Origin of the sequence: Xenorhabdus budapestensis (assembly GCF_017743015.1) — a bacterium.
In the GTDB taxonomy this organism is placed as follows: Bacteria; Pseudomonadota; Gammaproteobacteria; order Enterobacterales; family Enterobacteriaceae; genus Xenorhabdus; species Xenorhabdus budapestensis.
The window spans coordinates 2,147,093-2,166,415 of sequence record NZ_CP072455.1 but is presented as its reverse complement, the minus strand read 5'-3'; the positions used below and the strand labels follow the sequence as shown (position 1 = coordinate 2,166,415).

13 protein-coding genes and 1 other annotated feature are annotated in these 19,323 nt (G+C 40.7%); of the genes, 8 read left to right on the top strand and 5 right to left on the bottom strand.

All coding sequences use genetic code 11. The annotated features are described in order from the left end of the window. The first annotated feature begins 172 nt into the window (after nucleotides 1-172). Together HGO23_RS09725 and cobO are read left to right on the top strand one after the other, a co-directional pair. A complete protein-coding gene (locus tag HGO23_RS09725) occupies nucleotides 173-937 on the top strand; it encodes a YciK family oxidoreductase (RefSeq protein ID WP_209028655.1) in 765 nt (254 codons plus the stop codon). Beyond that, a complete protein-coding gene (cobO, locus tag HGO23_RS09720; RefSeq protein WP_099135248.1) occupies nucleotides 937-1,533 on the top strand; it encodes a cob(I)yrinic acid a,c-diamide adenosyltransferase in 597 nt (198 codons plus the stop codon). The genes HGO23_RS09725 and cobO overlap by 1 nt, the downstream gene beginning before the upstream one ends. A gap of 107 nt (nucleotides 1,534-1,640) precedes the next feature. Here cobO and rluB read toward each other — a convergent pair whose 3' ends face one another. From rluB to HGO23_RS09695, 5 genes are all read right to left on the bottom strand, one after another. Next, entirely contained in the window at nucleotides 1,641-2,564 is a 924-nt protein-coding gene (gene rluB / locus HGO23_RS09715) for a 23S rRNA pseudouridine(2605) synthase RluB (RefSeq protein ID WP_209028654.1), read from the bottom strand. Nucleotides 2,565-2,632: 68 nt separating this feature from the next. Next, on the bottom strand, nucleotides 2,633-3,253 hold the full coding sequence (locus tag HGO23_RS09710) for an L-threonylcarbamoyladenylate synthase (protein WP_099135246.1): 621 nt from the start codon (nucleotides 3,251-3,253) through the stop codon (nucleotides 2,633-2,635). A gap of 37 nt (nucleotides 3,254-3,290) precedes the next feature. Then, entirely contained in the window at nucleotides 3,291-4,163 is an 873-nt protein-coding gene (gene rnm / locus HGO23_RS09705) for an RNase RNM (protein WP_209028653.1), read from the bottom strand. Nucleotides 4,164-4,430: 267 nt separating this feature from the next. Beyond that, complete coding sequence (locus HGO23_RS09700; protein ID WP_209028652.1) at nucleotides 4,431-9,491, bottom strand: trypsin-like serine protease; 5,061 nt, start codon at nucleotides 9,489-9,491, stop codon at nucleotides 4,431-4,433. Nucleotides 9,492-9,519: 28 nt separating this feature from the next. Continuing rightward, a complete protein-coding gene (locus HGO23_RS09695; protein ID WP_209028651.1) occupies nucleotides 9,520-11,937 on the bottom strand; it encodes a hypothetical protein in 2,418 nt (805 codons plus the stop codon). A 490-nt stretch (nucleotides 11,938-12,427) separates the two neighbouring features. Continuing rightward, nucleotides 12,428-12,530, top strand: a sequence feature (Trp leader region). Between the two features lie 39 nt (nucleotides 12,531-12,569). On the opposite strand from HGO23_RS09695, the gene HGO23_RS09690 reads away from it, so the two are divergent. From HGO23_RS09690 to trpA, 6 genes are all read left to right on the top strand, one after another. Beyond that, a complete protein-coding gene (locus HGO23_RS09690; RefSeq protein ID WP_209028650.1) occupies nucleotides 12,570-14,129 on the top strand; it encodes an anthranilate synthase component 1 in 1,560 nt (519 codons plus the stop codon). Continuing rightward, complete coding sequence (locus tag HGO23_RS09685; protein ID WP_209028649.1) at nucleotides 14,129-14,725, top strand: glutamine amidotransferase-related protein; 597 nt, start codon at nucleotides 14,129-14,131, stop codon at nucleotides 14,723-14,725. Before HGO23_RS09690 ends, HGO23_RS09685 begins: the two co-directional genes overlap by 1 nt. Nucleotides 14,726-14,744: 19 nt before the next feature. After that, on the top strand, nucleotides 14,745-15,743 hold the full coding sequence (gene trpD, locus HGO23_RS09680) for an anthranilate phosphoribosyltransferase (RefSeq protein WP_099135240.1): 999 nt from the start codon (nucleotides 14,745-14,747) through the stop codon (nucleotides 15,741-15,743). A 2-nt stretch (nucleotides 15,744-15,745) separates the two neighbouring features. Then, nucleotides 15,746-17,113, top strand: coding sequence for a bifunctional indole-3-glycerol-phosphate synthase TrpC/phosphoribosylanthranilate isomerase TrpF (trpCF, locus tag HGO23_RS09675; protein WP_209028648.1), 1,368 nt, complete (start codon nucleotides 15,746-15,748; stop codon nucleotides 17,111-17,113). A gap of 80 nt (nucleotides 17,114-17,193) precedes the next feature. Next, entirely contained in the window at nucleotides 17,194-18,384 is a 1,191-nt protein-coding gene (trpB, locus tag HGO23_RS09670; RefSeq protein WP_209028647.1) for a tryptophan synthase subunit beta, read from the top strand. Beyond that, on the top strand, nucleotides 18,384-19,190 hold the full coding sequence (gene trpA / locus HGO23_RS09665; RefSeq protein ID WP_209028646.1) for a tryptophan synthase subunit alpha: 807 nt from the start codon (nucleotides 18,384-18,386) through the stop codon (nucleotides 19,188-19,190). The genes trpB and trpA overlap by 1 nt, the downstream gene beginning before the upstream one ends. Nucleotides 19,191-19,323 lie beyond the last annotated feature (133 nt).

Below are 19,323 nucleotides of genomic sequence, written 5' to 3'. Positions count from 1 at the left end.
CTTTCTATCAAAGTTATTCCATCAAAACCATTCATTAGCATCGCTCATACAAGCACATACAGATAAAGGGCATACATTCTTTTGTCAATTTGACGAGAGCACTAAGTTTTGTTCTGATAATAAATTGTATATGTCACCTTCAGATTTAAAACAGTTTATGGAAAATAGTCAGATGTTAGATTACCAACCCAATAATGACCTGCTGCAACAGAAAATCATTTTAGTTACTGGTGCTGGTGATGGTATTGGTCGTGAAGCGGCATTAACTTATGCCCGCCACGGCGCACAGGTTATTTTGCTTGGGCGCACAACTGCAAAACTGGAAGCAGTTAAACAGCAGATCGAATATGAAGGCGGTTTACCTGCTACTGTTTATACAATGGATCTTTTAACTGTGACTGCTGAAGAGTGCCAGACCTTTGCCGATGAACTGGCACAACGTTATCCCCGTCTGGATGGCATGTTACATAACGCTGGTTTGTTGGGGGTTGTTGCTCCCATCACAGACCAACCCGTTCAACTTTGGCATAATGTTATGCAAGTGAATGTGAATGCCACTTTCATGCTGACTCAGGTTTTGATCCCGTTGTTACTGAAATCCCCCAATGGTTCTTTGGTATTTACCAGTTCCAGTGTGGGGCGTGAAGGAAGAAGTGGCTGGGGCGCTTATTCTGTTTCCAAATTTGCTACAGAAGGTTTAATGCAGGTTCTGGCAGAGGAATACCAGGATACACCTCTGCGGGTCAACTGCATTAATCCAGGTGGAACCCGAACCACCATGCGTGCCAGTGCATTTCCTGATGAGAATGTGGCGAAATTAAAGACACCAGCCGATATTATGTCGGTATATCTTTACCTGATGGGGGAGGACAGTTTGCATGATTCAGGCATTAGTTTTGATGCTCAACCGGGCCGTAAGGCAGGGCCAGCCAAATAATGACAAGAGATAACAGCCAGTACCAAAAGAGACAACAACGTCTGAAAGAAAAAGTTGATGCCCGCATTGAAGCAGCACAACAGGAACGAGGTATTGTCATGATCTTCACCGGAAATGGCAAAGGGAAAACAACTGCTGCATTTGGCACTGTTACCCGCGCCATTGGTCATGGGCAACGTGCTGGCGTGATCCAATTCATCAAAGGAACATGGGAAAACGGAGAGAAGAATCTATTGGCACAGCACGGTGTTGAATTTCATGTTATGGGAACCGGGTTTACATGGGAAACACAAAATCGTGAAGCTGACATCGCAGCTTGCCAGTTTGTGTGGCAACATGCCCTGACGCTGTTATCCGACTCTTCAATCCAGCTTGTTGTGCTTGATGAACTGACGTATATGGTCAACTACGGTTATCTGGAACTTACCGATGTTCTTACAGCCCTCAAACAGCGCCCTGCCAACCAGTCCGTCATTATTACCGGACGAGGTTGTCATCGTGAGCTGCGTGAATTTGCGGATACAATTACAGAGATGCGACCAATCAAGCATGCATTTGATGCCGGCATTAAAGCGCAGAAGGGCATTGATTGGTAATATATTGATTAGTAAAATATTGATTGACTAATAAACTAATGAAAGCCGCTATTTCAAAGATCAGTAACTCAACTGCTTTATTCAACTGAAATAGCGGCCTGAGAAGATTAACGGCCTTTAAGCGTCGTTTTTCTTCCTGTATTTTGGCGAGAGCTGCTTGCCGGGCGTTTTCCGGCTGGGCGGGAAGTCACCTGAGCATGTCGCCTTACTGCACGACGGATCTGATTGGCTTTGATACGACGTTGTTCGCGTTCAACCGCAACTTTAGATACGGTCTCTTCATTCAGGCCAACCAACTCACGCAAATAGTTAGTCTGCTCCAGCCCTAATTCAGTCCAGCCGCCACGAGGTAAACCTTTCGGCAGGTCAATATCACCGTAACGGACACGGATCAAACGGCTGACCTGTACCCCAACCGCTTCCCACAAGCGTCTGACTTCGCGGTTGCGTCCTTCTGTCAATGTGACGTTGTACCATTGGTTAATACCTTCTCCGCCTTTAAAAGAGATAGTTTTAAATGAAGCAGAACCATCTTCCAGTTGTACGCCTTGTGTCAACTGACGCAATTTGGCATTGTCCACTTCGCCAAAAACACGAACAGCATATTCACGTTCAACTTCACGGCTCGGATGCATCAGACGGTTTGCCAGTTCACCATCTGTGGTAAACAACAACAGACCACAGGTATTGATATCCAGACGTCCTACAGCAATCCAGCGAGCACCCTGCATTTTCGGCAGGCGGTCAAACACCGTCGAACGCCCTTCAGGATCGTGTCGGGTGCACAATTCACCTTCTGGCTTATAATAAGCCAAAACACGACAAACTGTTTTTTGTGGCTCTTTGATATTTAAGAGTCGTCCGTCAAAGCGGATTTTTGTGGCGGGTTTAACTTCGATTCGATCACCCAACGTTGCGATCTTACCATCAACACTAATGCGCCCCTGTTGAATATATCCTTCAATTTCACGGCGTGAGCCATGACCAGAACGCGCAAGAATTTTTTGTAACTTTTCTGTTTTATCGCTCATTGAGCAACCTCTGCTGTCGCCTTCACAGGCGTCGTATGATAAAAAAATAAAAAAGTGGGGACTTCATCTTATAAAAAAGGCGTCACATCACCTTCGCCTTCGCGAAGAACCACTGGTGAATCTCCAGTTAAATCCACTACCGTTGTCGGTTGCTGCCCAAGATAGCCACCGTGAATGATTAAATCAACTTGTTTACTCAAAGTATCTTTAATCTCTTCCGGATCAGACTCGGCAAAGTCATTGCCCGGTAAAATCAGGCTACATGACATCAAAGGTTCACGCATTGCTTCCAATAACGCCAGCGCAATAGGATTAGAGGGAACTCGCAACCCAATAGTTTTACGTTTCTCGTTCATTAAACGACGAGGTACTTCTTTTGTTGCCTGTAAAATAAAGGTGTAATTGCCGGGAGTATTATTCTTGATTAACCGGAACGCCTGATTGTCCACATGGGCATAAGTTGAGATCTCTGACAGATCACGACACATCAGAGTAAAATTGTGCCGTCCACCTAATTGACGGATACGACATATACGGGTCATGGCATCCTTATTCTCAAGGCAACAACCAATGGCATAACCTGAATCAGTAGGATAAATAACAACCCCACCCTTTTTCAGCATCTCTACACTTTGCTCAATAAGACGGGTTTGTGGATTATCAGGGTGGATATAAAAAAACTGGCTCATAATGATAACCTCTACTTCTATTATGCAGCTTTAAGTTCTATGCAGCCCCAAGCCGTGACCAGTCGTGCCATATCGGTACAACATCACCGGGTAACCACAAATTACGACCGAGTTCTATCCATGAACAAGGTTGGTGAAAATCCGATCCTAATGATACTTTCAGCTCATATTCTCTTGCCAGTTGACCAAGTTGTTGCCTTTCATTAGGTGCTTGTTGACATTGCGCAACTTCCATTGCATCACCGCCATGTTGTTGAAACCAGGCTATTAAGCGTTTTAGCCATTTCATCGACAAACCATATCTGCCGGGATGAGCAATGACAGCCTGCCCTCCCGCTTGGTGAATGGTTTCAACAACCTGCTCGATTGTACACCATTGGGGCGGAACATAACCGATTTTTCCCTTTGCCAGATATTTTTTGAAAACTTTCTGGATCGTCGGCTCAACTCCCGCTTCAATCAAATAACGGGCAAAATGTCCGCGAGTAACCTGCCCGCCATTAGCTAATCGAGATGCCCCTTCCCACGCATCGGGAATACCTGCTTTAGCTAACCGACGCCCGATTTCAATGCCACGCTGTTTCCTTAAATCAACCTGATTAGCCAGAAATTTTCTTAAGGAAACAGAGTTGATATCAATATTTAAGCCAACGATATGAATTTCCAAATTCTGCCATAACGTCGAAATTTCAACGCCGGATATTAACATTAGTGGCAAGTTATTTTGCTGGATATAGTTTAAGGCAGGTGAAATACCTTCCGTCGTATCATGATCAGTGACTGCTAATACATCAATGCCCATGGAAATCGCTCTGTCCACGAGCTGTTCAGGTGATAAAACGCCATCTGAAGCAGTCGTATGGCTATGCAGATCATAGCGTCTTGTCATTTCACTGGCAGCTTCAGCCATTGTTTTTTACCTGTTTTGTTGGGTGGGGAAACAAGAAAACTATCTATCACGTGATATCAAGCACGAAGCGAGAATAATAACACAGTAGGTGGAATTAAAGGGGTTAATTCCTGAATAGATTTCATTATTGACTGGAAAAAAAATTGAAACCCTATCTATCTATGATTCAAGTGCCAAGTGACAATGATAATATAGAAGATAGGGTTGAAAATGCATGATTATTGGTTGTTTTTATTTCTTATAAATCCAAATCAAAAGATGAAATATTCATCTCATATATGGACGATAACAAAACTTTCTTTCAACCTGAATGAATTGCCCACAAAATTGTGCAGAAACCGTTATATTTTGCTTTCCAAATTGACTGAGTTTTGCATCAAAATGCCAGTATCCCTGATCATCAGCCACTATACTTCCTTTTTTAGTATCTCTAGGTGGAAAGGGCTCTTTAGGTAAAAGAGTTCTATGACAAAAAAAATCCCCATCATTCTGAACGTTATATGAAACTTTTATTTTTGGCAGCGCATTTCCCGTTACTTTCACATCTATTGGAGGATGATATGAAACTTTAACAGCCCCTTCTGACGGTACTGAAATACTCAAAACAGACGCATCAACATTACCTTCTTTCATTTTTTTATGAAGCTGGTCATTAACCGTAATAGATTGTGTGGCTTCTATCTGATATGTTCCCGGCTGTACATTATGTAGACTACAACTCCATTTACCATCCGTTTTTGAAACCTGTACAGGGCCACAGTTCCGAGAATCTCCATTTTCAGATGTAGCTTTCAAAGAAATATAAGCACCTTTTGTTGCTGTTCCTGTAATAGGAATAGAAATAGTCCCATTACTTTTCATCATGGGAGTAAATTCCTCTGATGATTTTGCAATTTTACTTGCACTTGAAGCTGTACAGATCGGTTTAGCTGTAGGATTAATAGTAATATCCGATATGTAAATCACTTCAAAATTACGTGTTACTGGCTTTCCTGAAGGCTCATTATCTACCCATTGCTGTGCCAAAATCCTATAATCTCCCGGTTTGGATTCGATTTCGTCAGGACAAACCCAATTCTGATTTTCATCCACATCAACTTCGCAGATTTGCTTACCGGCAAGAGAAACTGTGATACGGGCCCCCGCCTGCCCCTTACCATTGATAGCATACGTCGGAGTCGCAATTTGTTCCCCTTCCGCAGGCCTAAGCACACGCATTTGTAAATTAGCCCCATAACGCACTTTAAAACCTCTAATAATCTGAGAGCCTGCATCATCCACAATTGTCACATCGTAATCCCCCGGCACAGAACTATAAGGCCCACATGTCCAGGTGTAATCTTCCTTATTGAGTTTCGCAGAGCAATCATCATGACCGCCAACTGCTTTTACCGTAACGGTTTTTGCATTACCCGGCATCGTACCACTAAAGATATATGAAGGTGTTTTTATGATTTCAGCTTCCTTAGGGGATTTCACTGTTAGCTTGATTTCTCCGGGAGCAGGAACTATCTCAAATGTAACTTTCGCGGTGGATTGCCTTATCTTGTCCAAAAAGGCTGTAGCTGCCAGTTTTTGTTCTCCTCTGACGGAAGTATCCAAACCATCAATCCATTCCCAATGCCCTTTATCATCCACTGTGACTCCATTCTGACAGATCTGTGACAACGCTTTCTTGTCCAGACACACTACCGTTCCCGGCTCTCCGGTGCCTTTAGGCAGAATGTTTTCGAGATGCTGATACACGCCGCCGTTGTGTGGTTGTGTGATAACCACTGGCTTAATGGTTTTGGTTTGTACTTCAAAAGAAACAGATGAACTTGAGTTCAATGTGTTATCAATAAACTGCTCTGCTGCAACAGAATATTTCCCCCCTTCCGGCTGATAAGGTCCACAAGACCATTTACCTGATGCGTCAACGGCGGTATTACAATCTTTAGTGCCTCCAAACCCCTTGATATATACCTTAGCCCCTTTTTCACCCGTACCTGCAATAGTAAAAGGCAGCGTCGTTATCTTTGCTCCATGAGAAGGGTGAGTAATCTGTATTTTTGTTTTGGTGACTTCGTATTTGCGCGTCACTTGCGAAGTTCTTTCATAAGTCCCGCCAAACTCCGTCGAACTTGTTTTTTTATACTGAGCGGCATACAGAGAAAATACCCCTTCATTAATCGCCGTCAATGCAGGTTGATGAGAACAAGCCCATTTTCCGGTTGAATCAACCGTGACGAAACAAATTATTCCCTCATTAGACATCGGTAATGTCATCTTTCCTTGTGGCAGAAACTCTTTCGTCGCGGCGACAAGAACAAGCTGACCAGGACTTCCCTGGCCTTCAATGGTAATCCCGTCGTACAGACGATATTGCGCTCCCTTGGCAGGAGATGTGATACGTATAGGGATAGTAAAATGCAAAATGACAGGATCTCCGACGTGTACCCCATTTTTAGTTTCCTGCATCCCTAAGGTATAAGTATCTCCGCCTGAAATAGCCTCAGGCATGATCGTAAACTCCCAAAAGAAGCCAAGACCACTGCTGAGGGCAGAACCAACCAAAGATTCAACACCGCCAAAAACTGCTCCGGTCAAACTACTTAAGAAACCGCCAAATCCGCCGCCTACACTACCTCCAGAACCACCATACTTACCAGAAAGACGGATTGGGTTATCCGGATCAACAGTTGAATTATCCTTGGGATTATCGATTTCAAGTTTTTCTTCAGGGTTGTCATCGTCATCATTTTTATCTTTAACAGTAAGACGTGTAACATCTGTGGCAACCACTTTCCCTTCTTTAATTAATTCAGCAGTGAGTTCATAAGTACCCTTAGAAAAAATGATTGGTCTGTCGCACTGCCAGTTACCATTGTCACTAACCACAGCACCTGTACAGATAGAGGTCTCTTTAACAAGTCCTTGATTGCCTCCCTCCAACTTTGGTGAAAAAAGATCTATTCTGCGCCTTTTGACATCAACTTCATCTCCGGGAACATTAGAACTACCTGATAAAAAACTTGAAGTACCCACTGTGCTTGTCTCACCTGTAGAGGGAGTTGTAATTTTAATTTCAGGAGTTGTTATTCGGAAATAACTTCTTTCAGGAGGTGAACCTGCCCAATATTTTTTAAATTTCTCCAATCCCAATGGATGATATTTATCCGCTACTTCAACATAGTAAAGTCCATCTTTTAATGAATAATATGGAAGAGAAATATCCCAAACAGGAAGATTGTTTTGCCCAGAATATATTGGAATAGAAGAAAATAACCGATGTTCACCTAATTTTATCGGAGAAAAAATATTTTTATCCTCTTCTTTAATGTTTATGGAATATTCTGATGGTAAAATTATATCACCATTTGGCCAAATATATTTTTGCCTATCACCGCCATAGCCAGAAAATGATTGATTTTGTTGATCTTTGGAATCTATCTCTCTCGGATTATTAATATCATTTTTATCCTTAAATGTTGGGCTTAAATACCCTCCTAGTTCACTGGCTCTATTCCATAAGACTGGATCAAGCGGGTCAACGTGCTCAATTTTCTGTATTGCGAAAATACTGAATTGCCGTAACCCGGCATTTAATCCATCTACTTTCTTATTAGGAATATAAACTCTACTCATCTTGTCATTAACATCATTACAGTCTAAATATGACTGATTAAAAAAACAAAAAAAACTTGCGGCATTATCTAGTCCCAGATCAAAAGGTAACATTTTACTGTACTTGCTGTATAAGTTATCTTTAATTAGTTTAATATTTGGTCTTTTAATTTCTTTAGGTTTAAACAGTATATTAACTTGATCATAAATATTTAATTTATCAGTTTTTTGAATCGCCGTTATTTTCCATTCTGTTTCACTACTAAGCTCTTCAGATTCTTCAATAACTGAGTAATTTACAGTACATGACCAAAATCCATAATCTGTTGTTTCTATTAACTGACTATCAGTTATTCCCTTGCATAGTTCGTCTTGTGTATAGAAATCACCGCCTACAGTAGATTGCAATGTAAGTTCAACTGTTGACCCAGGATCAGCATATCCACGTATCGTAAAATCCTTCGTAAATACCGTTGATTTATCTGCTGGATAAACAATACCAAACTCTTTTGAAATGGAAGATATTTTTGCTTGTACGCTATCTTCTCTCCACGATACACTTTCTGATAAATTATCAGATGATTCCTTAGCTGTAATAATTACATTATGTTCTTCTTCTTTATTAATTTCAGTGAAAAAATCATTATTCGGGATGTTACACTTCCATTCTCCATTATTATCAACAACATCTTTACATTTAAATGATTTTTTTTGTCCATCATTAATAGAATAAATTAATTCTATTACACTTTTTGGTCTTCCCCATCCCTTAACAAGAATATCTTCATCTCTCTTTCTTAAATGAGCATTCCAATCTGGGGTATCAATCCAGATCTGCTTCATTGTCTGAGAAAACCATTTGCCAGGAAAAAATTTATCGATAAAACCGAGCTTATTATACTTCCCAGTAACATCCGAAACGACAAAAAAAGGATAATCACGCTTATTATCAGTTTTTTGTTTTACACTAGCTACCTCAAATCCAAAGGAAGACACTCCAATAATTGTATCGTTCCAAATAATCGGACCACCGGAATCCCCATGTTGTATAACACCTGGTTTTAAATCTTCCTTTTTACTTGCTGCTATAATCAGCCCTTGGTTGCCAAAATAATCAAAAGCTGGAAAAACAATTTTAACATCAGCATAATACTGAGCATTGTCGCTATTCCTTTTCGGCTCGCCTGTTGTTTCATCAATTCCTCTATAACCATACCCATAAATAGAGGATTGATAATAACTGCTATCTAATTTTTCATAAGCTTCATCATAATTGAAGAAACGACGAATGCGGCCATATTTTCCATCCAACTCTAACGGTTTATCCAGCTTTAAAATCGCTAAATCATGCGGATCCGGTCCAAATGCCCCCGGAATTTCCATCTTTATAAAATTATAGGTAGATGCAGTGACTTTTTTACTTTTATCATATGAACTAATCACATAATAATTTTTAGCTTTTACTTCTTCACAATGTGCAGCGGTTAGAACATAGTTTGGTGCAATCAATGAGCCGGTACATAACATCTTTTCTTCGTTTTTTTGATCAACATAATAAATACTAACGACCCAAGACTTGCATTTATCGCTGTTAATATCCTTACAACTTTCTTCTCCCCCTGCAATAGCCTTTAAAGGTAGCGATTTAAGTGCACTATCAGAAAATGAATTACTACAATGGAATAAAAGTAGCAATATAAATATTACTCTAATAATCATCATTTCAATCTCCTTAAATATAATTCGACAACTAATTTTCATTAATGCAATTCATTCCTAAATCGCTACCTATGCATTTAAATTTTTTATAATCTCTACCTTTATAAAGATGGCTATCGCTATTTTCTTTGAACTTAAAAATATACTCTCCCCTCTTGGCATAATGTTTATACTCATATGTCCAATTGCCGTTTTCATCTGATTCAGCATTTTCTGAATACTCAAATCCATCAAGAGATATTTCGACATCAGACATCAAAGATCCTTCATTAACATCAATAGTTGGCATAGATGTTCCATAAAATTCAGTGAAAACACTATCGTTTCTAGTTTTTACAGAAAAAACTTTAGAGCTAAATATTATCACTTCATCTTTGTTATTTTGAATAGGTTCATCTGAGGTATTTCTACCAACTGCACTTATCGTTATAAAACCTACAGGCACTCCCTGAACTTCATAGCTCCAATTATTACTATCAGAACTTACAGAATATGATGGAGATTCAAAATCATTATATTTATATGATACATCGACGGTGCTTCCATTAGATGCTTGACCTTCAATCAGGATATTCTGTGTATCTTGAGTCGTTGAAGAAACCATCTCATCTTTTTTAGGATTGGTTATCTTTACAGGGCAATTTTGCACAGAATACTTCACTTCTTCTTTTCCTGATTTTTCTGGTAAGAAAGATTGATGAGTGGCCTGTGATTCTGATGAATAACCGGATACAGATGCTTTATATTGAATAAAGCAAAATGCCTCTAAACCGTCCAGACGCCATTCACCTGTGCCGGTATCAATATTAGGAGTATAACTCTTTGTTGGCGTATAAATCGTCCCATCACTGTTATAACCCGTGATTTGAACCTGCATACGCCTTGCATCATCAGCCGTATCGCTATTCACCCGGCCCGATAAATTGTATTTCCCGGCAGAGATGGTTTGCCCATCCTGCATTGAGGTAATAGTTGCTCCACATGGCGGGCCATTAAAAGTTACATCAGTATTATTTATCCCAAAGATGCTAACTGTACCGGTAATACCACACTGCATCCAGAGTTGCCCTTCCCAATTATCGCCATCTCCTGTAGATTGAACTTCATAATAATAGGCATTGAAACTTGTCTTAAGACCAGGAAGATTTCCATCCTGGTTACGCCCTTTTCCTGAAATTGTAATATAGTTATTTTCTACGGTTGAATTAGGCTTAGGACTAGTTATCTCTGGAGGGCAATTTTGCACAGAATACTTCACTTCTTCTTTTCCTGATATTTCTGGTAAGAAAGATTGATGAGTGGCCTGTGATTCTGATGAATAACCGGATACAGATGCTTTATATTGAATAGAGCAAAATGCCTCTAAACCGTCCAGACGCCATTCACCTGTACCAGTATCAACATTAGGAGTATAACTCTTTGTTGGCGTATAAATCGTCCCATCACTGTTATAACCCGTGATTTGAACCTGCATACGCCTTGCATCATCAGCCGTATCGCTATTCACCCGGCCCGATAAATTGTATTTCCCGGCAGAGATGGTTTGCCCATCCTGCATTGAGGTAATAGTTGCTCCACATGGCGGGCCATTAAAAGTTACATCAGTATTATTTATCCCAAAGATGCTAACTGTACCGGTAATACCACACTGTATCCAGAGTTGCCCTTCCCAATTATCGTCATCTCCTGTAGATTGAACTTCATAATAATAGGCATTGAAACTTGTTTTAAGACCAGGAAGATTTCCATCCTGGTTACGCCCTTTTCCTGAAATTGTAATATAGTTATTTTCAACTGTTGAATTAGATGAGGGCGAAATAATTCTGGGAGGCTCCCAAGTATTATCATCTTTGATAGTGATGACAATATTACTGGGGTTATAACTTGTATTACTATTAACGCTTGTATTTAAGCAGATTGAACCATCACATGTTGCAGTTATTCCAAGATTGCAACTCCCGCCAATAGGGTGTAATAAGTCGGTAAAGGTAATATCACCTGTTTCAACTACAGTTTGCCACACAAAATAAGGTAAATAAGTTTTCATTCTAAAATAACATGATTTATATTTCTCTCCGTTCTTATAAGAAATGGCTTCCCATGTTATAAATTTATCTATTCCTGAACATCCATTAAAAAACCCATTATTATCTCTGAGACTTTCATAATATTTATCTCCTGATTTTAAACTAATACTTTCATCCCCAATTTTATACATACATTGATAATCTGTAACTTTGATTTGTAAATCATCATATTTGCTTTTATTCTCAAAAATTAAATTATAATCAGCATATAAAACACTTCTGTTTTTATTTTTATCAAATTTATAACCTACTTCATTAAAAATGACATTATCACTTTTCAAATCAATTGCAAAAGAGTTGTTAAAAACAATAGATATAATAAAAAACAAAAAGATACATAGACTTGTTTTTATTACAATCATAATTATAACCCTCAATTAAAAAAATGTATTATTATGAAAATTAAAATGACTCTTTTAAATCATACCGATCTATTAAATCAAATTTATGACTAAATTATTTCCATAAAAAAAGAAACAATGGTAATGAATATAGTTGCATTAAATTGAAATAAAATATCATTAACTATCTAAAAATAAGAATATAACCGACATTCCGCACCGTATTCGTAATTTATTGTTTTAATTAAGAATTAACATTAGTGTGAATTTTATGCAATCGTTTTAAAATCAGTATATTACAGATTTAGCTGCGGAATGACGGATATAATTTTGTTTTTATATTTTTTGACTAATCTCCATTAATTTTGCATTTTCTACAAACACAAAAAACCATTGACAAGTGAATCTCGAATCAGTTTACTAGTACGCAAGATTGATTTGGATACATTTAACTAAAACTCTACTTAACAAGGCACTTAAGATGATCATACTTATGAAAACTACTCAGGAGATGCGTTGGTGGCTCAATTTCCCCATTCAGGGCGGTTGAATTACGCACATAAGCAGAGAACCAAAGTGCCAAGAACCCGCTCTGAAAAAGCGGGTTTTTTTATACCAATTTTCTGTAGATAAAGATAACAAAAGGGGTGGGTATGATAGGTAAGGACTTCAATATTTCAATAAATCAAATAGAAGCAGTCTATCAGGCTGATCCTACACTACTTTTCAATCAACTTTGCAACAACCGACCAGCAACGTTATTGCTAGAATCTGCTGAAATAAACAGTAAAAAAAATCTTAAAAGTATGTTGATCATTGATAGCGCGATACGTATTACCGCCAATGAGCGACAGGTCAATTTTACAGCGCTTACTGAAAATGGCCGAAATTTGCTGCCTGTTCTCGCTGATTTACTGTCAGAGAAAGCCCAAATCAGTATTGATACGCACTCCTTTCAGGCACAATTTCCTATCATTGAAAAAAACTTAGACGAAGACAGCCGATTAAAAGCGGATTCTGTTTTTGACGCATTACGCGTTCTAACCACGTTATCTTCTCTTTCAGGAACACCTGATGCCATTTTCGCAGGTGGATTATTTGCCTATGATTTAGTAGTCGGGTTTGAACCACTCCCCAAAGTCAAAACTTCTCAACGCTGCCCTGATTTTTGTTTTTATCTGGCAGAAACCTTAATGGTGATCGACCATCAAAGCCGGCACACCTTGTTACAAACTTCACTGTTCGGTGAATCAGATACAGAAAAACAACGCCTTGAAGAACGCTTATCCGCACTGACTGACATCATTGCTCAACCTCGTCAGCCATTGGTGCCCATAACATTACCTGGTATGGAGATTTCCTGTAACCGGAGTGATGAACAGTACGCAGATATCGTTCAGCGATTACAGCAATTTATTCGTCAGGGTGAGATATTTCAGGTAGTTCCATCCCGGCGTTTCACATTACCCTGCCCTTCCCCATTAAATGCTTACCGTACCTTAAAAAATCAAAATCCTAGTCCTTATATGTTCTTTATGCAGGATCAGGATTTTTGCCTGTTTGGTGCATCACCTGAAAGTGCCCTTAAATATGATGCTAATAGCCGACAGGTTGAAATTTATCCAATAGCAGGAACTCGTCCCCGTGGACGCAATGCTAATGGTGAGTTAGATGCCGATCTTGATAGCCGAATTGAGTTAGAAATGCGTACCGATGCCAAGGAGCTGTCTGAGCATGTCATGCTGGTTGATTTGGCCCGCAATGATTTAGCCCGTATCTGCGAGCCGGGGAGTCGCTATGTCGCTGATTTAACCAAAGTCGATCGCTATTCGTTTGTTATGCACCTTGTTTCACGTGTTGTCGGCACAATTCGTCATGACCTGGATGTCTTTCATGCTTATCAGGCTTGTATGAATATGGGAACACTGACAGGAGCACCAAAAGTCCGGGCGATGCAACTTATTACTCAATATGAAGGTGAACGTCGAGGCAGTTATGGCGGCGCTGTCGGTTACTTCACCGGCAAAGGAGATTTTGATACGTGCATTGTTATTCGCTCTGCCTATGTAGAAGACGGTAAAGCCACTGTTCAGGTAGGTGGAGGCGTGGTTTTGGATTCCGTTCCCGAAGCAGAAGTCACCGAAACTCTCAATAAATCCAGAGCTGTCATTCGTGCTATAACTCAGGCTCACAATACGGAGGTTGCATTCTAATGGCAAATATTCTTCTGCTCGATAATGTAGATTCCTTTACCTACAATCTCGTGGATCAACTCCGTGCCAGTGGTCATCAAGTGGTTATCTACCGTAATACGGTTTCCACAGAGACAATAATAGCGCAACTTGGAAAGATAGGCTCCCCCTTGCTGATGTTATCCCCTGGCCCAGGAAAACCGTCAGAGGCCGGGTGCATGCCACAATTACTCAGGCAGGTCATTGGGCAAATCCCAGTGATTGGTATATGTCTTGGGCATCAGGCGATTATCGAAACATATGGCGGCGATATTTCGGCAGCCAAAGAAATTCTGCACGGTAGATCAACATTGGCGACACATGATGGACAAGCCATGTTTTCCAATCTGCCTAACCCTCTCCCCGTTGCCCGTTATCATTCTCTTGCAGGCGTTAACATTCCGGCAACACTGACTGTTTCGGCTTCTTGTGGTGAGACAGTCATGGCTGTACGTCACGATGATGACAGAGTTTGTGGATTCCAGTTCCACCCTGAATCAATCCTGACAGCGCAAGGAGCCAGGTTGCTTGAACAAACTCTGGTATGGGCGCTGCATCCAAAGAGACTCAACAGATAAAAAGAAGAGGATGAAGAAAATGCAATTAATTTTCAAAAAACTGTTCAGCGCCCAACCCCTGACCCAAAAAGAAAGCGAAAAACTCTTCACTGCTATTATTTGTGGTGAATTAAGTGAGCCTCAATTAGCTGCTGTATTAATCAGCATGAAACTGCGGGGCGAACAGCCACAGGAAATTGCAGGCGCGGCACAGGCACTATTAACCCATGCTTCTCCGTTTCCACGCCCTGACTATTCCTTCTGTGATATCGTCGGCACAGGCGGAGACGGTACAAACAGTATCAATATTTCAACTGCCAGTGCTTTTGTTGCCGCTGCCTGCGGCCTTAAAGTCGCAAAACATGGCAACCGCAGCATTTCCAGTCGTTCAGGTTCATCTGACTTACTGACTGAATTTGGTATAGCACTGGATGCCAGCGCTGAAAAATCCCGCCGTGCCTTGGATGAAATTAATATTTGTTTTCTATTTGCGCCGCAATACCACAGTGGATTTCATCATGCAGTAACAGTTCGCCAGCAATTGAAAACCCGTACTTTATTCAATGTACTTGGTCCACTAATCAACCCTGCCCGACCGCCTCTCACCTTGATTGGTGTTTACAGCCCAGAATTGGTAGATCCTATCGTGCGTACATTACAAGTATTGGGATATCAACGTGCTGCGGTGGTACATAGCGGGGGCATGGATGAGGTTGCTTTGCACGCTCCTACTCAAATTGCTGAACTTAATTACGGTGAAATTACTCAATATCAGTTAACAGCGAAAGATTTTGGGCTGCCCAATCATCCGATATCATCGCTGAATGGCGGAACACCGCAAGAAAATTGCCATATGTTGAGTTTATTACTGCAAGGACGGGGGGCAAAAGCTCATGCCGATACAGTGGCAGCTAATGTCGCACTCTTAATGAAAATACATGGGAACGAAGATTTACGGCAAAATACCCAACTGGCATTAGATACAATTTATAGCGGCCAAGCCTATGAAAAAGTGATCGCATTAGCGGCAAGGACTTAATCATGAAAAGTAATGTATTACAGAAGATTGTTGCAGATAAGGCACTATATCTCATCACTCGCAAGGAAAAACAGCCACTGGAAAGTTTTATTGATTCCGTTGTACCAAGCCACCGTCAGTTTTATCAGGCACTGACTCATAAGCAGACGGTTTTTATTCTGGAATGCAAAAAGGCTTCTCCTTCAAAAGGCTTGATACGCACAGATTTCGATCCAGCGCGCATTGCCAAAAATTACCAACCCTACGCAGCAGCGATTTCTGTACTGACTGACGAAAAGTATTTCCAGGGTAGTTATGATTTTCTTCGCGTAGTCAGTGCGGCTGTACATCAACCCATTCTGTGTAAAGATTTCATTATTGACCCTTATCAGGTTTACCTTGCCCGCTATTATCAGGCCGATGCTATCTTGTTGATGCTTTCTGTTCTTGATGATGATACCTACCGTCAACTATCCGAACTGGCACATAGCCTTGATATGGGGGTATTAACAGAAATCAGCAACGAAGAGGAACGCCGCCGGGCAATAGCGCTGGGTGCAAAAGTGATTGGTATTAATAATCGGGATCTGCGTGATTTGTCTATAGATTTAGATCGTACCCGCAAGCTGGCCACCGATTTGCCAGAAGATACCATTGTTATTAGTGAATCCGGCATTTACCTCCACCAACAAGTACGAGAATTAAGCCAATTTGCCCATGGATTCCTGATTGGTAGTGCTTTGATGGCTCAATCCGATTTGGATCTCGCTCTACGACGACTGATTCTGGGTGACAATAAAGTTTGCGGTTTAACCCGTTCACAAGATGCTAAAGCAGCATTACAGGCTGGTGCCGTTTATGGTGGTTTGATTTTTGCTGAAAAATCACCGCGTAAAGTAAGCCTGCAACAAGCACAACAAATAATTAATGAAGTCCCTTTGTTATATGTCGGTGTATTTCAGGATCAGTCAATTGAATTCATCAATCATACTGCCCGCAATCTTTCACTAACAGCCGTTCAATTGCATGGTCATGAGGATCAAACCTACATCAATGCACTCCATTCTGTACTACCGGAAAATTGTGAGATCTGGAAAGCGATTGATATGTCACAGGCAGAAACGCTTTTCGATATATCCAATTCCAATATTGATCACCTATTATTGGATAATGGCTCTGGAGGTACAGGAAAAGTCTTTGATTGGCAATTAATCGACAAAAGTTTTCAGCATAACAGTGTATTAGCAGGTGGTTTAAATGCAGAGAACTGTCGACAAGCCGCAGCTCTGGGTTGTTACGGACTGGATTTTAATTCCGGTGTTGAAATCAGGCCGGGGATCAAAAGCAGCCAGAAAATAAAACAAGTATTCCAACAACTACGCTGTTATTAGTCATATTTTCAGAAAACCAATATTCAAAAAACTAATATTCGGACAGTTAAATTTTAAACAGAAAGTGGGAAATAAAAATAATGACTAAGTTAAATCCGTATTTTGGTGATTTTGGCGGGCAATTTGTTCCCCAGATCCTAATCCCTGCCCTTGATCGATTAGAAGAAGCATTTATTGAGGCAAAGAATGATCCTGAATTTCAACAAGCATTTCATGATTTATTGAAAAACTATGCAGGCCGTCCTACTGCTTTAACACTATGCCAGAATTTAACCAAAGGCACGAAAACCCATTTATATCTGAAACGAGAAGATTTACTCCACGGAGGGGCACATAAAACCAATCAGGTATTAGGGCAAGCATTACTGGCAAAACGGATGGGAAAAGAAGAAATTATTGCTGAAACGGGCGCCGGTCAGCATGGTGTGGCAACTGCCCTGGCATGTGCGCTTTTAGGTTTGAAATGCCGCATCTACATGGGAGCAAAAGACATTGAACGTCAATCTCCCAATGTATTCCGTATGCGCCTTATGGGAGCTGAAGTCATTCCTGTTCACAGCGGCTCCGCAACACTAAAAGATGCCTGTAACGAAGCCATGCGTGACTGGTCTGGCAGCTATGATAAAGCACATTATTTGCTCGGAACTGTTGCTGGCCCACACCCTTACCCCACAATGGTACGTGAATTTCAACGCATGATTGGTGAAGAAGCCAAAGCCCAGATTTTGGAAAAAGAAGGACGCCTGCCTGATGCTGTCATTGCCTGTATTGGCGGTGGCTCAAATGCTATTGGATTATTCGCAGAATTCATTCCAGAAACCCACGTTCGCCTGATTGGTGTTGAACCTGCCGGGCATGGTATCGAAACCGGGGAGCATGGTGCGCCATTAAGACACGGTAAGTTAGGAATTTACTTTGGCATGAAATCGCCGATCATGCAAACAGAAGATGGGCAAATAGAAGAGTCATATTCCATCTCTGCCGGATTGGATTTTCCTTCCGTTGGCCCTCAACATGCCTATCTTAACAGCATTGGACGGGCCGATTATGTTTCCATCACTGATGATGAAGCACTGGATGCGTTTAAGGCACTATCAATCAATGAAGGTATTATTCCAGCCTTAGAATCTTCACATGCGCTTGCCTACGCGTTGAAAATGATCCATCAAGAACCGAATAAAGAACAATTATTAATCGTCAATTTATCCGGTCGTGGCGATAAAGATATCTTTACCGTTCATAATATTTTGAAATCAAGAGGGGAAATCTGATGGAACGTTACGAATTGTTATTTAAAAAGTTAGAAAAACAAAATCAAGGCGCTTTCGTTCCCTTTGTCACTCTTGGCGATCCTAATCCTGAATTATCTTTAGATATTATCGACGCTCTCATTTCCGGTGGAGCCGATGCCTTAGAAATCGGCATTCCATTTTCCGACCCTTTTGCAGATGGCCCGACGATTCAAAATGCTAATCTGCGTGCGTTATCTGCCAAAGTCACACCGACATTATGTCTTGAGTTATTGGCACAAATTCGGACAAAACATCCTGATATTCCAATCGGACTGCTGATGTACGCAAATCTGGTATTTCATCATGGGATAGATGAATTTTACAATCACTGTAAAAAAGCGGGTGTTGATTCGGTTCTGGTTGCTGATGTGCCATTATCTGAATCACGCCCTTTTTATTCAGCGGCCATAAAACATGGCATTGCACCGATCTTCATCTGTCCACCCAATGCAGATGATAATTTGCTACGTGAAATTGCCTCATTAGGGCGCGGTTACATTTATCTGCTGTCAAGAGCCGGTATCACAGGAACTCAAAATCGGATGGAACAACCACTGACACATTTGGTTAATAAACTAAAAGAATATCATGCAGTACCTGCTCTACAAGGGTTCGGAATTTCTGAACCAGAGCAAGTCATATCTGTCATCAATAGTGGGGTTGCCGGTGCTATTTCAGGCTCTGCTGTGGTAAATATCATTGAGAATAATTTACATCAACCTCAAATTATGTTGGAAAAACTCACGATATTTGTCCGTTCCATGAAATCAGCAACCCAGAAATAATCACTCTCTTTCCTCCATAGCTCAGTTTATGGAGGAAAATTGCTGTCTGAAAAAGAACCTCCGTTATTTGTAATTTATTCTGTCTTCAACAATACTTCTTAATTATCGTCATCACATTATTACTCTGTAATAA